This window comes from Leifsonia sp. EB34 (assembly GCF_041260585.1).
GTDB lineage: Bacteria > Actinomycetota > Actinomycetes > Actinomycetales > Microbacteriaceae > Leifsonia.
This window is the reverse complement of the sequence record NZ_JBGCCV010000001.1, coordinates 1,866,899-1,890,112: the sequence shown is the minus strand read 5'-3', so window position 1 is coordinate 1,890,112 and position 23,214 is coordinate 1,866,899. Positions and strand designations below refer to the sequence as shown.

General features: G+C 71.7%; 20 protein-coding genes. 9 read left to right on the top strand and 11 right to left on the bottom strand.

The window, feature by feature from the left end; all coding sequences use genetic code 11:
• Positions 1 to 46: 46 nt before the first annotated feature.
• The 3 genes from ABIA36_RS09270 to ABIA36_RS09260 form a co-directional block, all read right to left on the bottom strand.
• On the bottom strand, positions 47 to 715 hold the full coding sequence (locus ABIA36_RS09270; RefSeq protein WP_369962020.1) for a hypothetical protein: 669 nt from the start codon (positions 713 to 715) through the stop codon (positions 47 to 49).
• A 148-nt stretch (positions 716 to 863) separates the two neighbouring features.
• The gene (locus ABIA36_RS09265; RefSeq protein WP_369962019.1) at positions 864 to 2,396 is read right to left on the bottom strand and encodes an APC family permease; all 1,533 of its coding nucleotides are present in this window, start codon (positions 2,394 to 2,396) and stop codon (positions 864 to 866) included.
• A gap of 145 nt (positions 2,397 to 2,541) precedes the next feature.
• A complete protein-coding gene (locus ABIA36_RS09260; RefSeq protein ID WP_369962018.1) occupies positions 2,542 to 3,225 on the bottom strand; it encodes a GNAT family N-acetyltransferase in 684 nt (227 codons plus the stop codon).
• 189 nt (positions 3,226 to 3,414) lie between these two features.
• Between ABIA36_RS09260 and ABIA36_RS09255 the strand changes: the two genes are divergently transcribed.
• Positions 3,415 to 4,302: a glycerophosphodiester phosphodiesterase gene (locus ABIA36_RS09255; protein ID WP_369962017.1), complete on the top strand. Its 888-nt coding sequence runs from the start codon at positions 3,415 to 3,417 to the stop codon at positions 4,300 to 4,302.
• A 28-nt stretch (positions 4,303 to 4,330) separates the two neighbouring features.
• Here ABIA36_RS09255 and ABIA36_RS09250 read toward each other — a convergent pair whose 3' ends face one another.
• Positions 4,331 to 5,461: a class I SAM-dependent methyltransferase gene (locus tag ABIA36_RS09250; RefSeq protein WP_369962016.1), complete on the bottom strand. Its 1,131-nt coding sequence runs from the start codon at positions 5,459 to 5,461 to the stop codon at positions 4,331 to 4,333.
• 47 nt (positions 5,462 to 5,508) lie between these two features.
• Here ABIA36_RS09250 and ABIA36_RS09245 point away from each other — a divergent pair, with 47 nt between their 5' ends.
• Positions 5,509 to 5,991 (top strand): hypothetical protein, encoded by a 483-nt coding sequence (locus tag ABIA36_RS09245; RefSeq protein ID WP_369962015.1) that lies wholly within the window; start codon positions 5,509 to 5,511, stop codon positions 5,989 to 5,991.
• On the opposite strand, the gene ABIA36_RS09240 is transcribed toward ABIA36_RS09245, so the two are convergent.
• The 3 genes from ABIA36_RS09240 to ABIA36_RS09230 form a co-directional block, all read right to left on the bottom strand.
• Complete coding sequence (locus ABIA36_RS09240) at positions 5,981 to 6,529, bottom strand: isochorismatase family protein (RefSeq protein WP_369962014.1); 549 nt, start codon at positions 6,527 to 6,529, stop codon at positions 5,981 to 5,983. The genes ABIA36_RS09245 and ABIA36_RS09240 overlap by 11 nt on opposite strands.
• Positions 6,530 to 6,636: 107 nt before the next feature.
• On the bottom strand, positions 6,637 to 9,102 hold the full coding sequence (locus ABIA36_RS09235; RefSeq protein WP_369962013.1) for a glycoside hydrolase family 3 C-terminal domain-containing protein: 2,466 nt from the start codon (positions 9,100 to 9,102) through the stop codon (positions 6,637 to 6,639).
• A 12-nt stretch (positions 9,103 to 9,114) separates the two neighbouring features.
• Complete coding sequence (locus ABIA36_RS09230) at positions 9,115 to 10,515, bottom strand: MFS transporter (RefSeq protein ID WP_369962012.1); 1,401 nt, start codon at positions 10,513 to 10,515, stop codon at positions 9,115 to 9,117.
• A gap of 145 nt (positions 10,516 to 10,660) precedes the next feature.
• Between ABIA36_RS09230 and ABIA36_RS09225 the strand changes: the two genes are divergently transcribed.
• Positions 10,661 to 11,683, top strand: a complete 1,023-nt coding sequence (locus ABIA36_RS09225; protein ID WP_369962011.1) for a LacI family DNA-binding transcriptional regulator — start codon at positions 10,661 to 10,663, stop codon at positions 11,681 to 11,683.
• Between the two features lie 87 nt (positions 11,684 to 11,770).
• A complete protein-coding gene (locus ABIA36_RS09220) occupies positions 11,771 to 13,144 on the top strand; it encodes an alpha/beta hydrolase (protein WP_369962010.1) in 1,374 nt (457 codons plus the stop codon).
• 66 nt (positions 13,145 to 13,210) lie between these two features.
• Here the strand turns inward: ABIA36_RS09220 and ABIA36_RS09215 are convergent, their stop codons facing one another.
• Positions 13,211 to 14,398, bottom strand: coding sequence for a glycine C-acetyltransferase (locus tag ABIA36_RS09215; protein ID WP_369962009.1), 1,188 nt, complete (start codon positions 14,396 to 14,398; stop codon positions 13,211 to 13,213).
• Positions 14,398 to 15,441 (bottom strand): L-threonine 3-dehydrogenase, encoded by a 1,044-nt coding sequence (gene tdh / locus ABIA36_RS09210; RefSeq protein WP_369962008.1) that lies wholly within the window; start codon positions 15,439 to 15,441, stop codon positions 14,398 to 14,400. The genes ABIA36_RS09215 and tdh overlap by 1 nt, the downstream gene beginning before the upstream one ends.
• Positions 15,442 to 15,566: 125 nt before the next feature.
• On the opposite strand from tdh, the gene ABIA36_RS09205 reads away from it, so the two are divergent.
• From ABIA36_RS09205 to ABIA36_RS09185, 5 genes are all read left to right on the top strand, one after another.
• Positions 15,567 to 16,238, top strand: coding sequence for a GAP family protein (locus ABIA36_RS09205; RefSeq protein WP_369962007.1), 672 nt, complete (start codon positions 15,567 to 15,569; stop codon positions 16,236 to 16,238).
• A gap of 25 nt (positions 16,239 to 16,263) precedes the next feature.
• On the top strand, positions 16,264 to 16,983 hold the full coding sequence (locus tag ABIA36_RS09200) for a hypothetical protein (protein ID WP_369962006.1): 720 nt from the start codon (positions 16,264 to 16,266) through the stop codon (positions 16,981 to 16,983).
• A 42-nt stretch (positions 16,984 to 17,025) separates the two neighbouring features.
• On the top strand, positions 17,026 to 17,766 hold the full coding sequence (locus tag ABIA36_RS09195) for a cysteine hydrolase family protein (protein ID WP_369962005.1): 741 nt from the start codon (positions 17,026 to 17,028) through the stop codon (positions 17,764 to 17,766).
• Between the two features lie 202 nt (positions 17,767 to 17,968).
• Positions 17,969 to 19,666: an alkaline phosphatase family protein gene (locus tag ABIA36_RS09190; protein WP_369962004.1), complete on the top strand. Its 1,698-nt coding sequence runs from the start codon at positions 17,969 to 17,971 to the stop codon at positions 19,664 to 19,666.
• 294 nt (positions 19,667 to 19,960) lie between these two features.
• A complete protein-coding gene (locus ABIA36_RS09185) occupies positions 19,961 to 21,649 on the top strand; it encodes a hypothetical protein (RefSeq protein ID WP_369962003.1) in 1,689 nt (562 codons plus the stop codon).
• Between the two features lie 82 nt (positions 21,650 to 21,731).
• Here ABIA36_RS09185 and ABIA36_RS09180 read toward each other — a convergent pair whose 3' ends face one another.
• Both ABIA36_RS09180 and ABIA36_RS09175 read right to left on the bottom strand, forming a co-directional pair.
• Positions 21,732 to 22,145, bottom strand: a complete 414-nt coding sequence (locus tag ABIA36_RS09180) for a heat shock protein transcriptional repressor HspR (RefSeq protein WP_369962002.1) — start codon at positions 22,143 to 22,145, stop codon at positions 21,732 to 21,734.
• Positions 22,146 to 22,153: 8 nt separating this feature from the next.
• Positions 22,154 to 23,146: a DnaJ C-terminal domain-containing protein gene (locus ABIA36_RS09175; RefSeq protein WP_369962001.1), complete on the bottom strand. Its 993-nt coding sequence runs from the start codon at positions 23,144 to 23,146 to the stop codon at positions 22,154 to 22,156.
• Positions 23,147 to 23,214 lie beyond the last annotated feature (68 nt).

Here is a 23,214-nt window from a genome sequence, read left to right as displayed (position 1 = left end):
GGAGGGAAGTGGGCTGCCTTCCCCGGACGGCGACGAGCGAGAGCGCTCAGCCGGCCGGGACGACGGCCCGCGGCGGACCCCGGTGCCGCAGCGCGCCGATCAGCGCCTCCACCCCGCGCAGCGTCGCAGGGACGGTGTCGGCCGGCGTGGAGACGCGGCCTGGTGCCACCGGCGCCACCGCGGCGACCCGGTCGACGAACCGGCGCAGCCGGAAGAACGTGAAGCGGGCGAAGGCGAGCAGCGTCCGCTCGCCGTGCAGCAGCACGGCGATGGTCAGCGCGCAGGCGGCGGCGTGGGCCAGCCACATCCAGGCGTCCTCGCCCAAGAAAGTCGGGCCCAAGAAAGTCGGGCCCAGGAAAGTCGGGCCGGCCGCCACGGCGCCGGAGCCTGCCGCTGCGCCCGGCACCAGCACCAGGTGCATGCCCTCGTGCAGGTGGCCGCCCATCGGCATCCCGCTGAAGCTCGCGGAGGGGCTCAGCGTGAAGAGCGCGTGGAAGAGGAACTGGCTGACCGCCACCGAGAGCGTCAGCCGCCAGAGCGCGACCCGCCGGCCGACGAGGACGATGCTCGCGAGCGACGAGAAGACCAGGCTGAGCGTGAGCGCGACGGCGCTCGGCGCCTCGCCGCCTCCCGCGACATGGAACAGCGCGGCGACGAGCGTCGCGACGCCGGCGGCCGCGAAGCCGCGGACGACCCGGGCTCCGCGCGAACTCATGCCCCCACTCTACGCGGCGTCGAAAAAGCGGCGTCGAAAACGCGGCGTCGAAGACCTGGCCACACGCACGGACGCGAACGCCGAGCACCCCGGGGTCGGAGGATGCTCGGCGGTCGCGTCGGGCAGACGGGGCCGCGTTCAGCTCGGGTCAGAGCGCGGCCGGGTCCCTGTCGTCGATGTTGGCAGGGGCTTTCGCGTCGAGCTCCGCGGGGAGCTCGAGCGGACGGCGCGTGTAGTAGCCCTTCGCCTTGCGGTAGAAGAGCAGCACGGGGACGACACCGACCACGATCAGGCCGACGCCGAGGATGTTGACGATCCACTGGGCGTTCATGAAGTTTTGCCAGATGCCGGCCACGAAGATGTATCCCATGAACACGGCGCCGACCGCCGGCCAGAGCCCGATCAGGATGAAGTTCTTGGCCGATTTGAGCAGCACCCGCCGGTAGGCCACCACCACAGCCACACCGGCCAGCGTGTAGTAGAACGCGATCTGGATGCCGATGGAGGCGATCGCGTTGGTCATGATGTCGCCGATGCTGCCGCCGACGAGGTTCGATCCGATGAACAGCAGAACGGACACGCCGACGACGACGAGCGTCGCGAAGGCGGGCGTCCGCCAGCGGCGGTGAAGCGTCCCGAAGACCTTCGGGATGGTGTTGTCGCGGCCCATCGCGAACAGCGTGCGGGTCACCTGGATGAGTGTCGTCTCGAGCGTCGCGATGGTGGAGAGCGCGACGGCGACCACCAGGATCTTGCCGCCGACGCCCGGCCACACGGCCTGGCCCAACACCGAGAGGACGTTCGCGCTGTTGTGCTCGATCGTCTTCGCCGGGAGGATGACCATCGTCGCGATGGTGAAGATCTCGAAGAGCAGGAAGACGATGACCACACCGATGATGCCGGCGGACCCGGCATTCTTGTGGCCGTCCTTGGTCTCCTCATTGAGGTTGGACGAGACGTCCCAGCCCCAGTAGTAGAAAGCGGCGACGAGTGCTGCCGCGACGAAGACTCCGGCGCCCGTGAGGTGGCTGAAGCCGAGCCAATCCCACGAGAAGGACGGACCGGCGTGCGCCCCGCTCGACGCGTGGACGATCATGAGGACGGCGAACAGGACGAGGATGCCGACCTCGATGAGGGACATGATCCACTGCGCGCGCGCCGTCACGTGGACGCCGAAGAGCACGCATGCCGCCATGACCAGGAACCACACGGCGCCTACTGCCGTGACGAGCAGAGTGTTGTTTGCCTGATCCTCGGCGAAGAGAGTGACCGTCATGGCTCCTGCCGGAAGCGCGCCGGCGACCATGAAGATCGTCGCCGAGATGACGAGCGCCCACCCGGAGAGGAACCCCAGGACCGGGTGCAGAGCGCGCGCGACCCAGGAGTACGAGGCGCCGGCGTTCACGTCGGCGCGACCGAGGTAGAGGAACGCCCACGCGATCCCCAGCATCGGCAGGCCGCACCAGAGCAGCGCGGCGGGCGCGCCGAGTGCGGCCACGCCCACGAGCGTCGCGGTGGTGGCCGCGATGGAGTAAGCGGGCGCGCTGCCCGCGACGGCCATCACGATGGAGCCGGCGGCGCTCACCCCGTCCGCCTGCAGTGCGTGCGTGTGTTCGCCCCCGCGAGGGTCGGATCCGTTGCCGAGGGCTACGGAGGCCGGCCGGGAATCTTCCTGCGTCATTGCTCTCCCTGGCTAGGGTCGCGTATGCGACAGGGGGGACGTTAGCAAATCCCCGGAGCCGAGGACAAGCCTTTTCGCCACGGAATCGGTCGTTAATCTGCTTGAAACAAACGGAAACCGAGGTGGATTCGCGTCTACTCAGCGATTATCGACACTCTTCGTTCCGAGCGGCGGGGTCGCGGCGGGATACCGGCGACGGCCGGGCCGCGCGCTCGGCGGCGTGATCGGCCTCCGCCAGCACGAAGGTGGCCCGCGTGGCCGTCCCTCCCGCGAGGCGGAAGCCCAGCCGGAGCGCCAGCCGCGCCGACGAGGTGTTCGACCGCTCGACGACCGCCGTCACCAGGCACGCGCCCAGTTCGCCGAAGGCGAGGTCGAGCATCGCGTGCGCGGCCTCCGTCGCGTAGCCGTGGCCGCCCTCGGCCGTGAGCTGCAGCCAGCCGATCTCCGCCGTGCGCGTTTCCGGAGCCACCGTGCGCAGGTGCAGGGAGACGTCGCCGATCACGCGGCCGTCGCGCTCGACCGCGAGCACGAGGAGGTCGCCGGGTTCGGCGAGCACGGTGTGCGCGGTGCGCGCGAGCAGGTGCTCGGAGGCCTGGCGCTCGGTGCGCAGCGGCCAGTCGAGGCCGAGCCGCACCTCCTCGTCGTCCTCGATCCGTCGCCAGTCGGCGGCGTCGGACGCGCGGTAGGGGCGCAGCAGCAGTCGAGCGGTCCGCAGCTCGTGCGCGCGTACCGGCTGTTCGAGCATCGGCGAGCCCCAGAGCGAACGGAGCGACCACAGGCCGTGGGCCAGGCCGCGAGGGCGCAGCGGGCGGCGCGGGAGAGCGGTCACAGCGGCCTCCTCTCCTGTTTCGACGCTAGGACGGACGTGCTATGGCTGCGCTGCGACGTCCCCGGCCCGGGTGAGAAGCCCGGAAGCGTCGCATAGTCCGCACACAGCGCAGGGCCCGCATCCAGCGCGGGCGGTCGACCCCCATCGGGGTGTCTTCAAATCCGGGGCCGGATGTGCCTAGGGTGACCCATGGGCGACGACGCGGAGGAGCAGCGCGGGAAGGTCTCCCGGCGCGCGGTCATCGGCGTGTCGGTGGCGGCCGTCGCCGTCGTGGCCGCGGGCGCAGCCGGCGTCGGCTCACTGCTCTCGGCGTCCCAGCGGTCGTCCGGGCCGATGCCTGCATCCACCGGGATGCTCACCGTCGCGCATCACGGCGGCTCCCGGGACTGGCCGGAGATGTCGATGCTCGGCTACCGCAACTCCGTCCTGCTCGGGGCCAGGGCATTGGAGGTGTCGCTCGCCCGCACGAGCGACGGGGTCTGGTTCGGGCTGCACGACGCCACCCTCGACCGCACGTCGGGCACCACGGACTTCGTTGCCTCGGAGCACACCTGGGCGGAGGTCTCCCGGCACCGCATCTCGGCCTCCGAGACCACCGACCCCTCCCAGCCCGCGCAGCCGTACGCCCGGTTCGAGGACATCGTCGCGGCGTTCGCGGCGACGCACGTGCTCTACGTCGACCCGAAGGTCGTGTCGGCCACGCACTTCCCCGAGCTGTTCGCGATCATGTCCCGCGCGCCGTCGCCGACACGCGCCTTCGTGGCCAAGGGCTACTGCACGGCGTCGGACTGGCCGGCCCAGGCCGCCGCGCGCGGCTACCCGAGCTGGGGGTACTACTACGCGTCAGAGGTGGAGGCCGACGCGAAGCTGCTCCCGTCGACGCAGGCGCGCTGGACGACGCTGGGCCTCGACTACAACGGCTCGCCCGCGGTGTGGGAGCGGATGCGGAGGCTCGGCAAGCCGGTGCTGGCGCACGTCGTCCCGGACGCCCGGGGCGCGGACACCGCACGCCACCGCGGCGCATCCGGCATGGTGGTGTCCGGGATGCGCGAAGTCCTTTCGCCGAGGGGCACGTAACGCCCCTGAGTCCGCGTTTCAGGGGCGTTTACGTGCCCCTCGCGGTGGAGGCGGTGGAGGCGGTGATGGTGAATTTGGGGTTGCGGGCGATCTGGCGCGTCGGGCCGACCGCGCGCTCCAGGGCGGAACGGTAGCCGAGGTGCGAGTTCCACACCGTCCACAGCTCGCCGCCCGGCGCGAGCACGCGGCCGGCGTCGGCGAACATCCGGTGCGCGATCCCGGTGTGAACGGCCCCGCCGATGTGGAACGGCGGGTTGAGCACGATGAGGTCGGCCGACGCGTCCGGCTGCGAGGCCAGGACGTCGTCGCGGACGACCTCCACCCGGTCGGCGACGCCGTTCGCCACGGCGGTGGCCCGCGCCGACGCGACCGCCGCCGCGGACTGGTCGGTCGCGATCACGCGCAGGCCCGGCCGGGAGGCGGCGAGCGCGGAGGCGAGCACCCCCGTGCCGCAGCCGAGGTCGATCGCGGTCCGGGCCTCCGGCATCGCCTCGCCCAGGACGGTCAGCAGGAACCGCGTCCCGATGTCCACCGTCGCGCCGGCGAAGGCCGCGCCGTACGCGCACACGTACAGCCCGGTCGCGTCGTCGAACGCCCGGTCGGGCCAGCGGTCGAGCGCGATGGGGGCGGCCGGCTCGGGGGTCCGGGCCGTGAGCACGCGGGCCTTCTGCCGGGCGAGCGACGCCTGGACGTCGCCGAAGACCTCCCCCAGCACGCCGTTCATGGCGGTGGTCATGTGCTTGAGCATCCCGCCCGCGTAGACCACGACCTCCGGACGGGCGTGCTCGGCGGTCAGCGCGGCGATCTCGGCCAGCGCCTCCAGGCTCCGCGGCAGCCGCACCAGCACGGTGCGGGCGCCGGTGACGAGGGAGGGGTCGAGCGGGCGGTGCTCGTAGCTGCCGCCGAGCCCGAGGTCGTCCGCGTTGGCGTCGAGCGCCCGCTCGGCGGTCAGCGGATCCTGGTGCACCCGGATGCCGCGGGCGCCGCGAGCGGCCGCGGCGAGCGTGAGCGCCCCGTACGCGTCGCCGATGACGACCAGCCCGTCGCCCAGCACCTCGTCTCCGGCGAGGTCGGCCAGGAGGCGGTCGGCGGCGTCCGACGCGAAGAGATTCGGAGCCTCGACGTCGGGGCGCCGGCGGAGCCGCTCGTAGGGGAACACCGGTTCAGTCAACCAGACCGGGCCGCGCCGTGTGGTACTCCTGAGCCATGACCGACCCCGACCCGCACGTCCTCGCGCCCGGGCTCGCGCCGACGCCGTTCACCGCCGCGGAGATCCGGGCCGGTTGCCCCACCGGCCGCGTGTCCGTGGTCCGTTCGCCGAACGGCCTGACCGCCATCCGGTTCGCGGAGGGCGACGCGGAGGGCGCCTGGATCGAGGACACCCCGCTGGACGACAGCGGCAAGCCCGCCGGCCCGGTCGAGCGGGAGCGGTCCACCTGGCTGGAGTTGCAGGAGCACGCCGCCTTCCCCGCGGAGCACACCACGATCGACCGCGTGGAGCTCCCCGGCCCGCTGGAGCGGCGCCGCTGCCTCCGCTACACGGTGCGGCGGGGCGACGCGACGCTGGTCTTCTGGTTCGCGGTCGACCTGCCGGGGATGCCGATCCGGGTCGAGCGCACCGAGGACGGGGAGACGCGGACCACGCTCGAGGTGGTGTCCGTCTCCGGGGTGCCTGCCGTCAGAACGTGACGTCGGCGGTCCCGACGACCTCCGCCGTCCGCCCCGGCGCCCGGTGGTTGCCCCAGTACAGGTTGGTGTGCGCGATCACGAGGTCGGGCGTCGGCGCACCCCACTCGCTCAGGTCCTCCGTCGTGTGGGCGTCACCGACGAGCGTCACGTCGTAGCCGCGCACCAAGCCGCCGTGGATGGTCGACCGGATGCACTCGTCCGTCTGCGAGCCGGTGACGACCAGCCGGCCGACGCCCGCGGCGGCGAGCACCTCCTCCAGCCCCGTCTCCTCGAACGCGTCGGCGTAGTGCTTGGGCACCAGCGCCTCGGCCTCGTCGCGCGAGAGCTCGGGCACGTACTGCCACGCCTCGCTGCCGTACTCGACGTTCTCGTCGGAGTGCTGGATCCACACGACCGGGACGCCCTCCGAGCGGGCGCGGTCGATGAGGGCCTGGATGTTGCCGACGACGTCGTCGCGGCGGTAGGCGCCGCCGATGACACCGTTCTGGACGTCGATCACGAGCAGCGCCGAGCCCTCGCGGCCGTGGAGTGTGGTCATGCGATCCCCCTTACCCGTTACCCGCCCGAGGGTACTCGCCTCCAGAGGGGAATTGGTGCGCCCCCTCGGCGGGCACGTCACGGCCGAGGGGGCGGGTCTTCCCGGGCTCAGACCGTGAAGCGGATCGCCTCCCCGAGGGTGGCCACCGACGTGCCGACCTGCACGGCGTACTCGCCGGGCTCGGTGCGCCAGGCGTGGTCGTCCACCGACCAGTACTGCAGCGAGCGCGGCTCCAGCTCGACCGTCGCGACCGCGGCCTCCCCCGCCTCCGCGTGGATCAGCGCGTAACCGGCCAGCCAGAGCACCGGGCGCTCGATGTCCGACTCGGACACCCGCGACAGGTACACCTGGACGACCTGCTTGCCCGCGCGGTCGCCCACGTTCGTGACCGGGACGCTGACCGCGTGGCCGTCGAGGGTCGCCTCGCCCAGCTCCCACTCGGTGTAGCCGAGGCCGTGGCCGAACGGGATGGCCGGGGCCGGTCCGCCGAGGGCCGCGCGGCGCAGCCACTCGCGGTAGCCCACGTTGAGCTTCTCGTCGTAGAACAGCTTCCCGTCGATCGGCTCGACCTGCCAGACCGGCACGTCCTCCTCGTCCGCCGCCCAGGTGGTGGGGATGCGGCCGCCGGGCTCGCGGGCGCCGGAGAGCACGTCGGCGAGGGCGCCGCCGGTCTCCTGGCCCGGGAACCAGGTGAGCAGCACGGCAGGGGCCTCCTCGAGCCAGGGGAGGATGACGGGGCCGCCGGAGTTCACGACCACCACGGTGCGCGGGTTGACCGCGAGGACGCGGCGGACGAGCTCGTCCTGGCCGTCCGGGAGGCGCAGGCCGGTGCGGTCGAAGCCCTCCGACTCCAGCGTCTCGGTCGTGCCGACGACCACCACGGCGACGTCGGAGGCCGCGGCCAGCTCGACGGCGCGCTTCAGCTCGGCCTCCGGGTCGGCGAAGGGCTCCTCGTAGCCGAAGGTGAACATGACCGCCGCCAGCCCGGCCTGCTGCTGCGGGCGGTGCTCCAGCCGCAGCGAGACGCTCTGGCCGGCCTGCAGGTCGAGGGGGAACGACTGCTTCGGCGGGTTGAGGAACGCCATGAACGGGTCGGTGCCCTCGGGGAAGAACAGGCCGTCGCTCTTCAGCTCGCCGTCCACCTCGAACCGGAACAGGCCGAGGCCCGCGAAGCCGACCGAGTACTCGCCGTCCGCCGGCGCGGTGAACTCGGCGGTGGCCTCCACCACGGCGGTGTCGCCGAGGATCGGGTCGCCGAGCCAGACCAGCTTGCCGGAGGCGCGGTGCTCGTCGAGCAGCACGGCGCCGTCCTCCGCCAAGAAGCGGACGTGCACACCGGGCTCGCCGGTCACCGGGTCGGTGGCCACGCGCCCGTCGATCGGGAGGACCGACTCCGACGACTTCACGCCGGCCGCGTAGCGGACGCGCTCGGCGCCGTACGCCTCCACGAGGCCGTCGAACGGGGTTACGACGTGGTCGGGGAACACGGTCGCCGAGCCGCCGCCCTGCGTGCGGGCGATGCGGGCGTGCTCGCCCACCAGCGCGATCGTGGGCGCCGCGGCGGGGTCGAGGGGCAGCACGCCCTCGTTGCGCACCAGCACCATCCCGTCGGCCGCGGCCTCGCGCAGCAGGGCGTCGATGCGCTCCTGCGGCCACGGCTCGGCGAGCGAGGTCGCGGCCGCCACGCCCTCGAGCGCGCCGAGGCGGCCCGCGAGGCGGAGGATGCGGCGCACTTTCTCGTCGATGGCGGCCTCGTCGACCTGTCCGGCCCGCACGGCCTCCACCAGCGCGTCGCCCCAGACGCCGTCCGGGCCGGGCATCGCGAGGTCCTGCGCCGAGCTGCCGGCGGCGACCGTGTCGCGCACGCCCATCCAGTCGGAGACCACGACGCCGTCGAAGCCCCACTCCTCCTTCAGCGGCGCGCGGAGCAGGTCGTTCTCGGTCATCGTGACGCCATTGACGGAGTTGTAGGAGGACATCACCAGCCAGGCGCCGCCCTCCACCACCATGCGCTCGAACGGGGCGAGGTACACCTCGCGCAGGGTCCGCTCGTCCACCTGCACGTCGACGGTCATCCGGTCGGTCTCGCTGTCGTTCGCCACGTAGTGTTTGGGCGTGGCGCCGACGCCGCAGGACTGGACGCCCTTCACGAAGGCCGTGCCGACGACGCCGGAGAGCCACGGGTCCTCGCTGTACGCCTCGAAGTGGCGGCCGCCGCGCGGCGAGCGCTGGATGTTGACGGTCGGGCCGAGCGCGACACCGACGCCCTTGCGGCGGGCCTCCGCCGCGATGAGCTGGCCGAGCCGGTGCACCCGCTCGACGTCCCACGACGCGGCGAGGGAAGTCGGCGACGGCAGGCTGGCGGAGGAGTCGCGCTCGTCCCAGAGCTGCCCGCGCACGCCGGCCGGGCCGTCGGAGACGACGATGGTCTCCAGCCCGATCTGCGGCTCGTCGTGCAGGGTCCAGAAGGACGCGCCGGTGAGGAGGCGCACCTTCTGCTCCAGCGAGAGGGAGCCGAGCAGGCCGTCGAGGAACTCGTCGGCCACGTCGGTGGCGGTGGTGATGTCGGTCATGCGGTGGATCTCCTAGCGGACGGACTTGATCGGGAGGACCGCGAAGGCGCCGAGGAGGGCGATCACGATGCCGATCGGGAACAGCGCGGCGTAGCCGCCGAGCGAGAGGATGACGAGGCTGGCGATACCGGGCGCCAGCGTCTGCGGCAGGGTGGCCGCGATGTTGAGCACGCCGAGGTCCTTGGCGAAGTCGTCCTTGGACGGCAGCACCTCGCTCATCAGGGCGGTGTCGACAGCCTGGAAGGCGCCGAAGCCGAGACCGGAGACGAATGCGAACAGCATCATGCCGGTGAGCGACGGGAAGATCAGCGGGAACACCATCGACACGGCCATCACCGATCCGGCGACGATGACGACGACCTTGCGCCGGCCGAGCTTGTCGGAGAGCGGGCCGCCGATGAGGGTGGTGATGATCGTACCGGCCATGCTGATCAGGCTCAGCAGCGGGACGAACGTGCCGGCCTTGTCGCCGAGCCCGATGTAGAAACGCAGGATGTAGAGCTGGTAGCCGGTGACCATGAAGTAGCCGGCGTAGAGCAGCAGCCGGCCCGTGAAGCCCCAGAAGAAGTCGGGGTGCTTGACCGGGTTGACCCAGAAGGTGCGGAGGAACGTGCCCAGGCTGAACGGCGGCTTCGGGTCACCCTTGTTCGAACGGTCCGGGTTGAACACGACGAAGAGCACCAGGACGATCAGCGCGAATCCGGCGAAGACCAGGTAGCCCCCGGCGATGTTCGTCAGGAACATCGCGCCGACGATGCTTCCGCCGAGCGCGCCGACCATGAGCCCCAGTCCGGAGAACGACGAGACGGTGCCGCGGGCGCCGCTGGGGACGCGGTCGGGCAGGATGGCCGACAGCGGGCCCTGGGCGAAGTTGTAGCAGACCTGGATCATGACCCAGGCGATGCCGATCTGGAGCAGGCTGTTGGAGGCGCCCATGAAGACGAGCGAGAGCCCGCCGAGCAGACCTCCTGCAACCATCCAGGGTGCGCGGCGACCGAATCGGCTGCGCGTGCGGTCCGACACCAGGCCGGCGAGCGGCTGGGCGACCATGGCCGCGAAGGCGCCGATCGTGGCGATGAGGCCGAATGCCGCGACGCTCGCGTTGGCGTTGCCGCCGACGATGTTCGAGATCTGCGTCGGGAGCAGCAGACCGGGCACCGCGCCCCAGATGCCGAACACCGCGATGTTGGCCAGCGACATCCACAGCATCAGCTTGAGCAGCTTGCCGCGCACCTTGACCTTCTGCGGGGTCTGGGCCGAGACGGCGGAGGTTGGGGCGGCCGAGAACGCCGAGTCGGCGGTGGTCAGCGTCGAGCCGAGCGCCACGCTGTCGGGCGCGCCGGAGAGGTTCGGCGGGAGGGTGGGCTGGACCGGGCGGGGGCCCTCGGGGAAGTCATCAGACGGCGTTGTCACGGGAGGTTTGTCCTTTCAGAGCAGGCGACGTTGCGTGCTAACACGCGTAACCATACGACACCCACCTGCTCGAATACAACCCATCGCTCGGTTTTTGCTGACGCGAGTAAGCAGACCCACCGCCGAGACCTAGACTGAGCACACCATGTTCACGCCGCAGGTCGTCAAAGCCCCGACGAGCGCCGATGTCGCCCTCGCCGCCGGAGTCTCGCGCGCGACCGTGTCGTTCGTCCTCAACGACAAGCCCAACTCGCGGGTCTCCGACGACACCCGGCACCGCGTCCTGGAGGCCGCCCGCCTGCTCGGCTACACGCCCAACACCGCGGCCCGCTCGCTCGCCAGCGGCGAGGCCGTCGCCGGACTGCTGGTCGCGTCGTCGGCCACCGACCACGGCGCCACCGTCGCGCGGGCACTCGACGCCCTCCTCGCCCGCACGGTCGACGACGGGATCGACGCGCTCCGGCACGCCGACACTGCCACGACCGGCGCGGAGGCCGGCCAGCTCTGGGCCAAGCTCCGGCCGGAGGCCGTACTCGCCGAGTCCGCGCGCTGCGACGCGGAGGCGACGGAGATCCTGCGCCTCGCCGGCGTGCGCGCGCTCATCGTTCACGGCACCGCGGCGGTCGACTACGCGCCGTCGCTCGTCATCCCGCAGCGCCCGTTCGGCGGTCTCGCCGTGGAGCACCTCGTGGCGCTCGGCCACGAGCACATCGTCTACCTCGCACCCGCGACCCCCGGGCCGGCCGCGGCCGAACGCCTCGACGGCGCCCGCGAGACCGCAAAGCTGCTGGGCGTCCGACTCGACGTCACGCATGCGGCGGCCTCCGCCCGCACCCTCCGGGACTGGGCGCACGGCCTCCGCTACGACGCGCACGCCCCCACCGCCGTCGCCGCCTCCGACGACGGGCTCGCCATGGCCGCGATCCGCGCGCTCGCGGACGCGGGCCTCCGCGCGCCGGCCGACCTGTCCGTGGTCGGCGCCGACGACCACCCGGGCGCGGCCGACTTCCTCCCCCGGCTGAGCACGGTCACGTTCGACGCGGACGCGCTCGCGGGGACCCTGCTGGACGCGTTCGCGCGCATGCGGGCGGGCGAGCGGGTGGAGCGGCTGGAGGCCCCTCCGGTGCGGCTGGTGGGCCGGGAGTCGTCGGCGGCGCTGACGCGCTGACGGCGGCGCGACCCCTCAATGAGCGTCCCCCGGTTACGGGGGCACCCTCCGGCCCTACGCGCGGAACCGGCCACCTAGGCTGGAACCGTGGGGATTCTCGCCTGGCTCACGCTCGCTCTCGGGCTGCTCGCCGCCTACCCGGTGGCGCGTTTCGCTGTGCGCGGATGGCGGTTCGGGGCCGGGTCGACCGTGCGGCTCCTCATCCTCGGCCAGGTCGTCGGGCTCGCCTTCATCATCGCGTGGTGCCTGGTCGCGCCGCGGGCCGACCTCGGCGGGATCGGCTGGTTCGCGATCGCGCTGGCCTCCCTCGGCGTCCCGCTCGCACTCGGCGACGCGCTGCAGTCGGCCGGTCGCGCCCGGGTGCTCTCGATCGCGCTCACCGGCGTCATCGCTGTGGCAGGCGTCTCCGCAGGAGCTCTCACGATCGCCCCCACCCTCGCAACGGCGACGGTGGCGGGGAAGACCGTCCCGGTCACCGAGCAGACCCTCGCCGACGGCGCGCAGCTCGCCGTCCGTATCCCGCCGACGGCCTCCGGCTTCTCCGCCCGCGAGGCGCACCTGTTCGTGCCGCCGGGATGGCTGCGCGACCCGTCCCGCACGCGGCCCGTGGTCGAGATGATGATGGGCCAGCCGGGGAACCCGACCCTGGGCGCGACGCTCGACGCCCTTCACGGCATCGGCGGCGAACGGCTGGACGACGCCCCGTTCATCCTGGTCGTGGACCAGCTCGGCAGTGTCGCAGCCAACCCGCCGTGCAGCGACACCAGCGCCGGCAAGCTCGACACCTACCTGTCGAAGGACGTCCCGGCGTGGATCCGCGGCAACCTTCCCGTGAGCGGGAACCGCGCGGACTGGGCGATCGCCGGATATTCGCACGGCGGTGAGTGCGCGGCCTACCTGGGGGCGACGCACCCCGGCATCTGGGCGAACGTCGTCTCCATCTCGGGGCCGGACAAGCCCGGCGAGCACCGGCCGGACTACACGCGCGACACCTACTACGGCGGCAGCCAGGCCGCCTACGAGGCCACCTGGCCGGAGAACATCCTCGCCACCCACCGTTACCCGCAGAAGACCACGGCGATCTTCGTCGACGGTGCCCTGGACCCGCACTTCCGCCCGCAGGTCGAGGCGACCGCGACCGCGGCGGAGAAGGCCGGGTGGAAGGTCACCTACTGGGCTGTCTCCCACGCCACCCACACCCAGGCGCTGGGGCCCGGGCTGGAGACCATGTACAACCAGCTCATCGGCGGCTGGGTGTCGTCCGGCGCCGTCACGCCGCAGGCCGACCGGATGCTGTGCACCCCCGACCAGAACGCGCGCGCCTGCGGGCTGACGCAGGCGGGGGCCGTCGCCGGAACGGTGACGATCGTCGACCTCAGTGTGCTGGCGGCGTTCCTCGGGGCGCAGCTGCTGCTGTTCTTCCGCCACGGACGCCGGCTCAGCATCGACACCGCAGCGTAACGCCCGCCGCGATTCCTGCCGAATGTCGCGTAACGCCGCGCTTAACGCGACATTCGTCACGAATCGTCAGGCGGCGACGGCGTCGCGTGCCGCGCTGAACGCGGCGACGCAGCGGCGGATCTCGTCGTCGGTGTGCGCTGCCGAGAGCTGCACGCGGATGCGCGCCTTGCCGCGCGGCACCACCGGGAACGAGAACGCCGTCACGTACACGCCGTGCTTCTGCATCTCGTCCGCGATGCGGGCCGTGAGCGCGGCGTCGCCGAACATCACCGGCACGATCGGGTGCTCGCCGGGCAGGAGGTCGAAGCCGGCCTCCGTCATCAGTTCACGGAACAGCGCCGCGTTCGCGACGAGCCGCGCGCGCAGCTCGTCCGACTGCTCCAGCAGGTCGAGCGCGGCGAGCGTGCCGGCGACGATGGACGGCGCGAGCGTGTTCGAGAACAGGTACGGCCGGGCGCGCTGACGCAGCAGGTCGACGACCTCCCGGCGCGAGGAGACGTAGCCGCCGGACGCGCCGCCGAGCGCCTTGCCGAAGGTGCCGGTGTAGATGTCGACCCGGTCGGCGACGCCGCAGAACTCCGGGGTGCCGCGGCCGTGCTCGCCGACGAAGCCGACGGCGTGCGAGTCGTCCACGAAGACCAGGGCGCCGAACTCGTCGGCCAGGTCGCAGATCTCGCGGAGCGGCGCGATGTAGCCGTCCATCGAGAACACGCCGTCGGTGACGATGACGGTGTACCGGGCTCCCGCGTCGCGAGCCGCGGTGAGCTGCGCGCGGAGGTCGTCCATGTCCCGGTTCTTGTAGCGGAACCGCTGCGCCTTGGACAGCCGGATGCCGTCGATGATCGAGGCGTGGTTGAGCTCGTCGGAGACGATGGCGTCCTCCGCCGAGAACAGCGTCTCGAACACGCCGCCGTTGGCGTCGAAGCACGACGAGAACAGGATGGTCGCCTCGGTGCCGAGGAACTCCGACACCCGGCGCTCCAGCTCGAGGTGCTGCTCCTGCGTGCCGCAGATGAAGCGCACGCTCGCCATCCCGTAACCCCACTCGTCCAGCGCGGACTTCGCGGCGTCGCGGAGGGCGGGATGGTCGGCGAGGCCGAGGTAGTTGTTGGCGCAGAAGTTCAGCACCTCCGCACCGTCGGCGGTGATCAGCGCCGCCTGCGGACCGTGGATGCTGCGCTCGCGCTTGGTGAGCCCGGCCTCCTCGATCTCCGCGAGCTGCGCCGCCAGGTGGTTGCGAAACGTCCCGTACATCAGACCTCCGTCCAGTCGAGGATGACCTTGCCGCCGCCGGCCGACGCCGCCGCGGCGAACCCCTTCTCCCAGTCGCGGGCGGGGAAACGGTCGGACACGATCGAGGCGATGGAGTCGTGCAGCGGCTTCGACGTCTGCAGCATCGCGCCCATCGCGTTCCAGGTCTCGAACATCTCGCGGCCGTAGATGCCCTTCAGGGTGAGCATGTGCGTCACGACGATGCCCCAGTCGATGGCGATCTGCTGGCTCGGGAGGCCGAGCATGGCGATCCGGCCGCCGTGGTTCATGTTCTCGATCATCGAGGGCAGCGCGGTCGGTGCGCCGCTCATCTCGAAGCCGACGTCGAAGCCTTCGCGCATCCCGAGCGCCCGCTGCGCCTCCCGGATGTCGTGCTTCGAGACGTCGACGGTGAAGTCCGCGCCCATGCCCTTCGCGAGCTCCAGCCGCTGCGCGCTGACGTCGGTGCCGACGATGAAGCGTGCGCCGACGTGGCGGGCGACGGCGATGGCCATCAGGCCGATCGGGCCGCAGCCGGTGACGAGCACGTCCTCCCCGACGACCGGGAACGCGAGAGCGGTGTGGACGGCGTTGCCGAGCGGGTCGAACAGCGCGCCGACCTCCGGCTCGATGCCGTTGTGGTGCACCCACACGTTCGTGGCGGGGAGCACGAGGAACTCGGCGAACGCGCCGTCGCGCTGCACGCCGACGCCCTGGGTGCGGATGCACATCTGGCGGCGGCCGGCGCGGCAGTTGCGGCAGGTGCCGCAGACGATGTGACCCTCGCCGGAGACCTTGTCGCCGACCTCCACGTCGTGGACGAACGGCCCGACCTCGACGACCTCGCCGTAGAACTCGTGGCCCGGCACCAGAGGCGCGGCCACCGCGGACGCGGCCCAGTCGTCCCAGCGCAGGATGTGCAGGTCGGTGCCGCAGATTCCGGTGCGCAGCACCCGGATCTTGACATCCTCCGGGCCGATCTCCGGCTCCGGGACGTCGACCAGGGCTAGCCCCGGCGCGGCTTCGCTCTTGTACAGGGCCTTCATGTTCGCCATCCTCGTGGGGTCGTGCGGGTGCGTCTTCGCTGTGTCGCTTGGCTGGGCCTGCCGTGCCTTGTGAGCGTGGAGGCCGCGCACCAGCCTACCCGCCCGCCCGCGCTACATTTCATCCCATGTGGTCCCCTTTCGGGCACGTGCTCGCCGAGGTCTTCCCGCTCGCCGTCGGGGTGGCCATCAGCGCGACGCCGCTCATCGCGGTGCTCGTGATCGCGCTCGGCCGGGCGGGCGCCGTCCGCGGCGCGGCCTTGGTTCTCGGGCGCTTCCTCGGGATCGTCGTGGTGGTCGGCGCGTTCGCGGCGGCGTCGGAGCTGTTCGTGGACTTCCGCGGCTCGGACGTCGCCCTCCACGTGGTCACCGCCCCCATCGGGCTGGGGATGATGACGCTCGGCACGGTCACCTGGGTCCGGCGGCCGCGCGGCGCCGTCGCGGGCACGCCGCCGCGCTGGCTGACCTCCCTCACCCGGGTCTCGGCGCCCAACGCCTTCGGCCTCGGCTTCGCGTTGTCGACCGTGAAGCCGAAGGAGCTGGCCCTCGGAGCCGGCGCCGGCGTCGTGATCGGCTACTCGCTGACGGAGCCGCCGCCCACCATCGTGGCGGTCGCCCTGTTCGCGGCCATCGGGGTCGCCACGCTGAGCATCCCCGTCGTCGCCGTCGCGATCGGCGGAGAACGCATCCGGCCGCGCCTGAACCGGCTGCGGGCGGCACTGGAACGCTCCAGCCGGACGATCACGTGCGTGGTGCTGGTGCTGTTCGGGGCGGTGCTGGTGGGGAACTCGTTCCTGTGACACCGGAGTCGGTAGGCTCTCCGCCATGACGGGCGAACTGGTCGGGGGCGGTGGCGGCGCGGGCGGTGACAGCGCGGGCGTTCCGGGCGACCGCCCGTGGACGGACGCCGACAGCGCGCTCTGGCACACCGCGCGTCTCCTCGCCGCGGTGGAGGACGGCGCGGCGTCCGGAGTCGTCCCGGACCAGGGCATCCGGACGCTGTTCCCGCTGCAGGACGGGGAGGTCGCGCTCGCGCAGGGCACGTACACCCTGGACTCGATGCGGGCGGTCGGCGACGGCAGCTACGAGCGCACCGGCTCGTTCGCGGTCGGGTTCGGCGTGGTCGGGCTCGCGGTGTCCGCCGCGGCGCTCGCGGCCAATGCCTCGCGGAACAACGCCGCCCGCGCTCAGGCGATTGCCGACGCGCAGGTCGTCTGGCGTCCGGACCACGCCGGGATGCTGACGGTCACCGACCGCGGTTTCGTCATCGTCACCGCCGCCGGCACCTTCCGCTGGGAGTGGGCGTCGGTCGACCTCATGCAGGTGGTCGCGTTCAACACGGTCGTGCTGCAGGGGCGGTCCGATCGGGGTCCGGTGACCTGGCGGATCCACTCGTACTGGTCGGAGCTGCTGTTCGTGCTGTGGGCGCGGGCGCGGCATCCCGGCCACCCGCAGTTCGCTGCGAGGGCGTGGCTCCCGGAGCGGTGGGAGGCCTGGGCGGCGTGGATGGGCCACCCGCTTCCGGCCCGGGCCGCCCTGTCCTGAACCCTCTCGCTGAGCGGCGGCCGACGGCGTTAGAGTGCGGTCATGAAGCGCGCACTGATCGTGATCGACGTGCAGAACGAGTACGTCACCGGGAATCTGAAGATCTGCCACCCCGACCTGATGACCTCCATCCCGAACATCGAGGTGGCGATGGACGCGGCCGCCGACCACGACGTCAAGCTGGTGATCGTCCAGCACGTTGAGGACGAGGGCTCGCCGCTCTTCGCCCGAGGCTCGGAGGGCGCCGCGCTGCACTCGTCGGTCGCCGACCGCACGCCCGACCTCCTGGTCACCAAGCAGAGCGTGTCCGCGTTCGCGGGCACCCAGCTCGAGCAGTGGCTGCGGACGGAGGGCGTCGACACGGTGACGATCGCCGGCTACATGACCCAGCACTGCTGCGCCGGCACCGCCCGCGACGCCGCCGCGCTCGGCTTCACCGTCGAGTTCCTCTCCGACGCGACGGGCACCCTCGACCTGGTCAACGAGGCCGGCTCGATCTCGGCGGACGCCCTCCACATCAGCGTGCTGGTGACGATGGACTCGGAGTTCGCGGCGGTGGCGACGACGGAGGAGTGGACGCTGGCGGTCGAGGCCGGCGACACCCTCCCGGTGTCGAACCTCTGGGACAGCACGGGCCACGCGCGGGTGCCGGGCAAGCACGAGGAACTGCACAAGCTGATGCGCGAGGTGCGCGCCGGGATCGACAGCGACATCGCGGCGGAAGAGGCGCGCGAGTTCCGGAACACGCTGTACGTCGGGCAGGGGGCGTCGGCGGCGTTGTGATCTCCGCCTCGACGTTCTGAGAGGTCACGCAGGCCCGCGTCCTCCTACCTGAAAGCCCCCTCCACGCCGTCCCCCACCCGGTGAACGCCGCGTGAAGTCTGCGCGAGCACTCGCGCGCGCGCATGGCGGCGCGCCCGCACCCGGGCCAGGATCGACGAGGTTGAACGCCCCCGTTCGGGGGCGACCTCTCGAAAGGATGCTGATGGCCCCCATCAGACGGACCGCGCGCCCGCGGATCCTCGCCGCGAGCGCCGCCCTCGCCGGCGGCGCACTGCTCGTCGGCGTCACCGCCGCACCCTCCCTCGCCGACGACGGCCGCGACGGGCACGGCGGCGACCGCGACGGCCGCACCGCCGTGAAGCACGTCCTCCTGCTCTCCGTGGACGGCCTCCACCAGAAGGACCTCGACACGTACGTGCGCACCCACCCGGCGTCCGCGATGGCCGCCCTGGCCGCGCACGGCACCGACTACACGCGCGCCTCCACCACGGTCCCCTCCGACTCGTTCCCCGGGATGGTCGCCCAGGTCACCGGCGGCAACCCCGGCACCACCGGCGTCTACTACGACGACACCTACAACCGCGCGCTGCTCCCGGCCGGCACCACGAACTGCGTCGGCGCGAAGCCGGGCGCGGAGGTCGCCATGACGGAGGCCGCCGACAAGGACCAGACCAGCATCGACGCGGGCCAGGGGCTCTCCGGCCTCCCGGGCAGCATCCTCTCCATGACGGGGACGCCGGCCACGCTGCTCGACCCGGCCAAGCTGCCGGTCGACCCCGCCACCTGCAAGCCGGTCTACCCGCACCAGTACATCAAGGTGAACACCGTGTTCGAGGTCGCCAAGCAGGCCGGCCTCCACACCGCCTGGAGCGACAAGCACCCGGCCTACGAGATCTTCAACGGCCCGTCGGGCACGGGCGTCGACGACCTCTTCACCCCGGAGATCAACAGCAACGCGGCCGCGCCGTTCACCGGCGACTGGACCCAGGACAACCTGGCCACGCAGCAGTACGACGGCTACAAGGTGAAGGCCGTGCTCAACGAGATCGACGGCAAGGACCACTCGGGCAGCACCGCCGCGCCGGTTCCCGCCATCTTCGGCATGAACTTCCAGACGGTCTCCACCGCCCAGAAGCTGCCGACCTCGGACGGGCTCACGGGCGGCTACCTCGCCGACGGCACGACCCCCGGCCCGCTGCTGAGCAAGGCGCTGGACTACGTCGACGCGTCGCTGGGCGCGTTCACCTCCGAGCTGAAGAAGACCGGCCACGCGGGCGACACGACGATCATCCTGTCGGCGAAGCACGGCCAGTCCCCGACCGACCCGGCCGCCCTCAAGCGCGTCGACGACGGGCCGATCATCGCGGGCCTGAACGCCGCGTGGAAGGCCGCCCACCCGGCAGCCACCGACCTCGTCGCCTTCTCGACGGACGACGACATCATGCAGCTCTGGCTGAACGACCACTCGCAGGCGGCCGCCGACTTCGCCAAGCAGTACCTGGCGACGCACACCGCGGCGGGCAACAACATCTCCAAAGCCCCGGTGACGGTGCAGGCCTCGGGGCTCACGACGATCTACGCCGGCGCGGGAGTCGCGAAGTTCTTCGGCACGGCGTCGACCGACTCGCGCATCCCGGACATCCTGGGCATCGCGCAGACCGGCGTCGTCTACACCGGCGGCACCTCGAAGATCGCCGAGCACGGCGGCGCGAGCGCCGACGACCGCAACGTCCCGATCCTGGTGTCGGTCCCCGGCGCGAAGCACGCGGAGCGGATCGGCGCCCCGGTCGAGACGACCCAGATCGCGCCGACCATCCTGAAGCAGCTCGGGCTCGACCCGCGGGCGCTCCAGGCGGTGAAGATCGAGGGGACGAAGGTCCTCCCGGCTTCCGAGCGCTAATAGCAGCGACCCTCCACGAGGGGCCCGTCGTCATCGTTCTCCGACCGGAGAGCGATGCGGCGGGCCCCTTCTGCGTCCCGGGTTAAAAGCCCGGCGTATGCAGACCTGATGTGCGCGAACCCGAGGCGAAAAGACCCTGGTCGCGAATGACTTTAAGGTGAAGCAGACGGTGAGTTCCACCCCCGGAATGCGGGTGACGGCCACCGAAATCCGCGGGAACGGCGGCCCGGCGTCCCCTAACGTCTCGCGGTGACGGCGTCCCCCGCCGAAGCACCATCGAGAAACAAGGAAGACATGTCGCGTACCAAAGAAGCTCCCCGACCTGACGCTGGGCGTCGCCTCCCCTCACGACGGACCGTCGTCGCTGCGAGCGCCTGGAGCGTCCCCGCCATCGTGGCGGCGACCGCGTCACCGGCCTATGCCGCGTCCGCCGAGGGCCCGGTCACCATCCCGCCGACACTGACCGGGGTGACCGGCGGCGGCTGGTCCATCGCCACCAACTTCGGCGCCAACGGCCTGCCGACGGGCTACCCCACCGCCTCCCGGTCGACGGCCACCGCCATCCCGATCACCGTTTCGCCCGCTCGCGCCACGACGGTGACCCTGACGGTGAGCGGCGCCGGGTTCTCGCTCTTCACCGTCGCGACCAACGTGGCGTTCCTTCCGACCCAGACGGTGACGGTGACGACCTCCGAGGCCGGGGTCGCCGAGGTCTACGTCGCGATCCCGCCCTACAGCAAGGGCGACGCGGTGGCCACGATCACCGCCACCGGGAACGGCGGCAGCGCGGTGTCGACCCTGACCGCCCACACCGCCCACGTCTACGCCGTCGGCGGCCACACGCCGGAAGGCCAGACCGGCAACGGCTCCAGCCTCATCGGCGTGGCCTGGCCGACGCCGATGGCGATCGACGAGCGCCTCTCGAGCGTCCACGCCAGCATCAGCTCGTACCTCTTCATCACCGAGAGCGGGACGCTCCGCAGCGGCGGCTACAACCCGTTCGCGGAGGTCGGGACGGGCGGCACCGAGACCGCGGTGCTGAACCCGATCGAGCCGCTGAAGAAGGACGGCACGGCGTTCACGGACGCCGTGCGGGCGGTCGTCGACACCTGCGGGTCCGAGCAGGGCCTGTTCGTGGTGGAGGACTCGGCAGGCGACTGGTGGGCGACCGGCGAGCAGGTGTCCAACTACCTCGCCATCCCCGGCGACACCACAGGGACGCGGGCCCTCACCCGGTGGGAGAAGGTCGGCGGCAACCTCCCGGCGAAGCCCGCCACGCTCAGCCCCAACCGGTTCGGCGACACGCTCGTCTGGAGCCTCGTGGACGGCACGGTCTGGTTCACCGGGTCCAGCGTGAGCTTCCGGAACTACTCCAACGGGCTGCCGTCGACCGCCGTCCGCGGTGCGATGGAGCAGTTGATGATGCCCGACGGCACGCCTGTCACCGGCGTGAAGCGGGTGCACCAGAGCGAGGACCACTCGGTCATGATGCTCACCGACGACGGGCGGCTGATGTACTCGAGCACGCAGCCCGCCGCCATTACCCCGGCCGACTACACCGTCAGAGGCGACGTCCAGGAGATCGCCGGGCCGCCCGGTGACATCGTGGAGATCTGGGCGAAGCACCCGTACGACACGGACGGCGGCGCGTACTACGCCAAGACCTCGGACAACTCCCTCTGGGCGATGGGCAGCAACGGCGCCGCGCGCGGCTACCTCGGCATCGGCACGACGACCGCGACCCGGACGTGGGCGAAGGTCCTCGTCGACGACGTCAAGGAGATGGCCTGCGGCGCCCACAACCTGATCGTGCTCGACAACTCGGGCGACGTCTGGTTCGCGGGCCTGTACGAGGAGGGCAACCCGGGCCTGGGCACGGGGATCCCCGCCACCTTCCCGACGCCGGTGAAGATCACCACGCTGCCGCCGAACGCGCGGACCATCGCCAGCACTTGGTGGGACGTCCCGTACATCGCGTACTGAGCGCTCCCCCGGGCAGGGACGACGAAAGCCGGCCGGCGCCTCTCACGGCGCCGGCCGGCTTCTGGTTCGGGGCGGTCGGGAGTTACCGCTCCAGCGGCCGCCAGACGACGATCTGGTTGCTGCGCCGCACGCGCGTCCCGGCGCGCATGGAGACGACCTCCCCCTCCGATCCGGCGGCGAACACGCGGCGGCCCGGCCGGTTGAGCAGTTCGTCGGCGAGCGCCGACTCCAGCTCGCGCACCCGGTCGTTCAGCGCGTTCACGTGGTCTTCGAGCTCCAGGATGCGGCGGATGCCCTCCAGGCTGACGCCCTCCGAGCCCAGCCGCGCGATCTCCTGCAGCTTCTGGACGTCGCGCATCGAGTAGCGGCGCGACTTGCCGGCCGTCCGGCGCGGGCTGACGAGCCCGAGCCGGTCGTACTGCCGCAGCGTCTGCGGGTGCATGCCCGCGAGCTCCGCAGCGATCGAGATCACGAAGACCTGGGTGTTCTCGTCCATGAGCGGACTCAGCTCCTCGCCTTCGCCAGGATGTCATCGCGCGGGTTCTCGTCGGGAAGCTTAGAGGCGAACGCCTCCAGGGCCTCCTTGGCGTCGGCGGACAGGTGCGACGGCACCGCGATCTGCACGACGGCCAGGAGGTCGCCGGTGCCTTTCGCGGTCTGGACGCCGCGGCCCTTCACGCGCAGCACGCGGCCGCTCGGGGTGCCGGGCGCCACGCGCAGCTTGACCGGGTCGCCGCCGAGCGTCGGCACCTCGATGGTGGCGCCGAGCGCGGCCTCCACGAAGGTGACCGGCACGTTGACGCGGAGGTTGAGCCCGTCGCGTTCGAACACCGGGTGCTTGCGCACGGTCACGGTGAGGACGATGTCGCCGGCCTCGCCGCCGTCCGGGCTGGGCTGGCCCTTGCCGCGCAGCTTGATCTTCTGGCCGTCGGCGACGCCCGCAGGGATCTTGACCTTGAACGGCTTGCCGTCGCCGGCCTGCAGGCTGATGGTCTCGCCCCTGGTGGCGGTGACGAAGTCGATGGTGGTGTGGGCGGTGACGTCGTTGCCGCGGGTCGGGCCGCCGTAGCCGCGGTAGCCTCCGCTGGTGGTGCCGAACCGGCCGTTGCCGAACAGGCCGCCGAAGACGTCGTCGAAGCCGCCCTGGCCGCCCTGCTGGAATGTGTAGCGCTGTCCGCCCTGGCCGCCGCCGAACATCCCGCCGAACACGTCGTCGAACCCGCCCTGGCCGGCCGAACCGGGGGCGGTGAACCGCGCGCCGGAGCCCATCGCCCGGATCTGGTCATACTCCTTGCGCTGCTCGGGGTCGCTCAGCACCGAGTGGGCCTCGCTGATCTCCTTGAACTTGGCCTCCGCCGCCGGGTCTCCGGGGTTGGAGTCCGGGTGGTACTTGCGCGCGAGCTTGCGGTACGTCTTCTTGAGGTCCGCCTCGCTGACGTCCTTGGAGACGCCTAAGACCTTGTAGAAGTCCTTGTCGAACCAGTCCTGGCTTGCCACGGCGCCTCCTCTCCTGCCTGTGCTGTCGTGATCCGTGCTGTCGTGATCTGTGTCGAAGTCTGCATGTG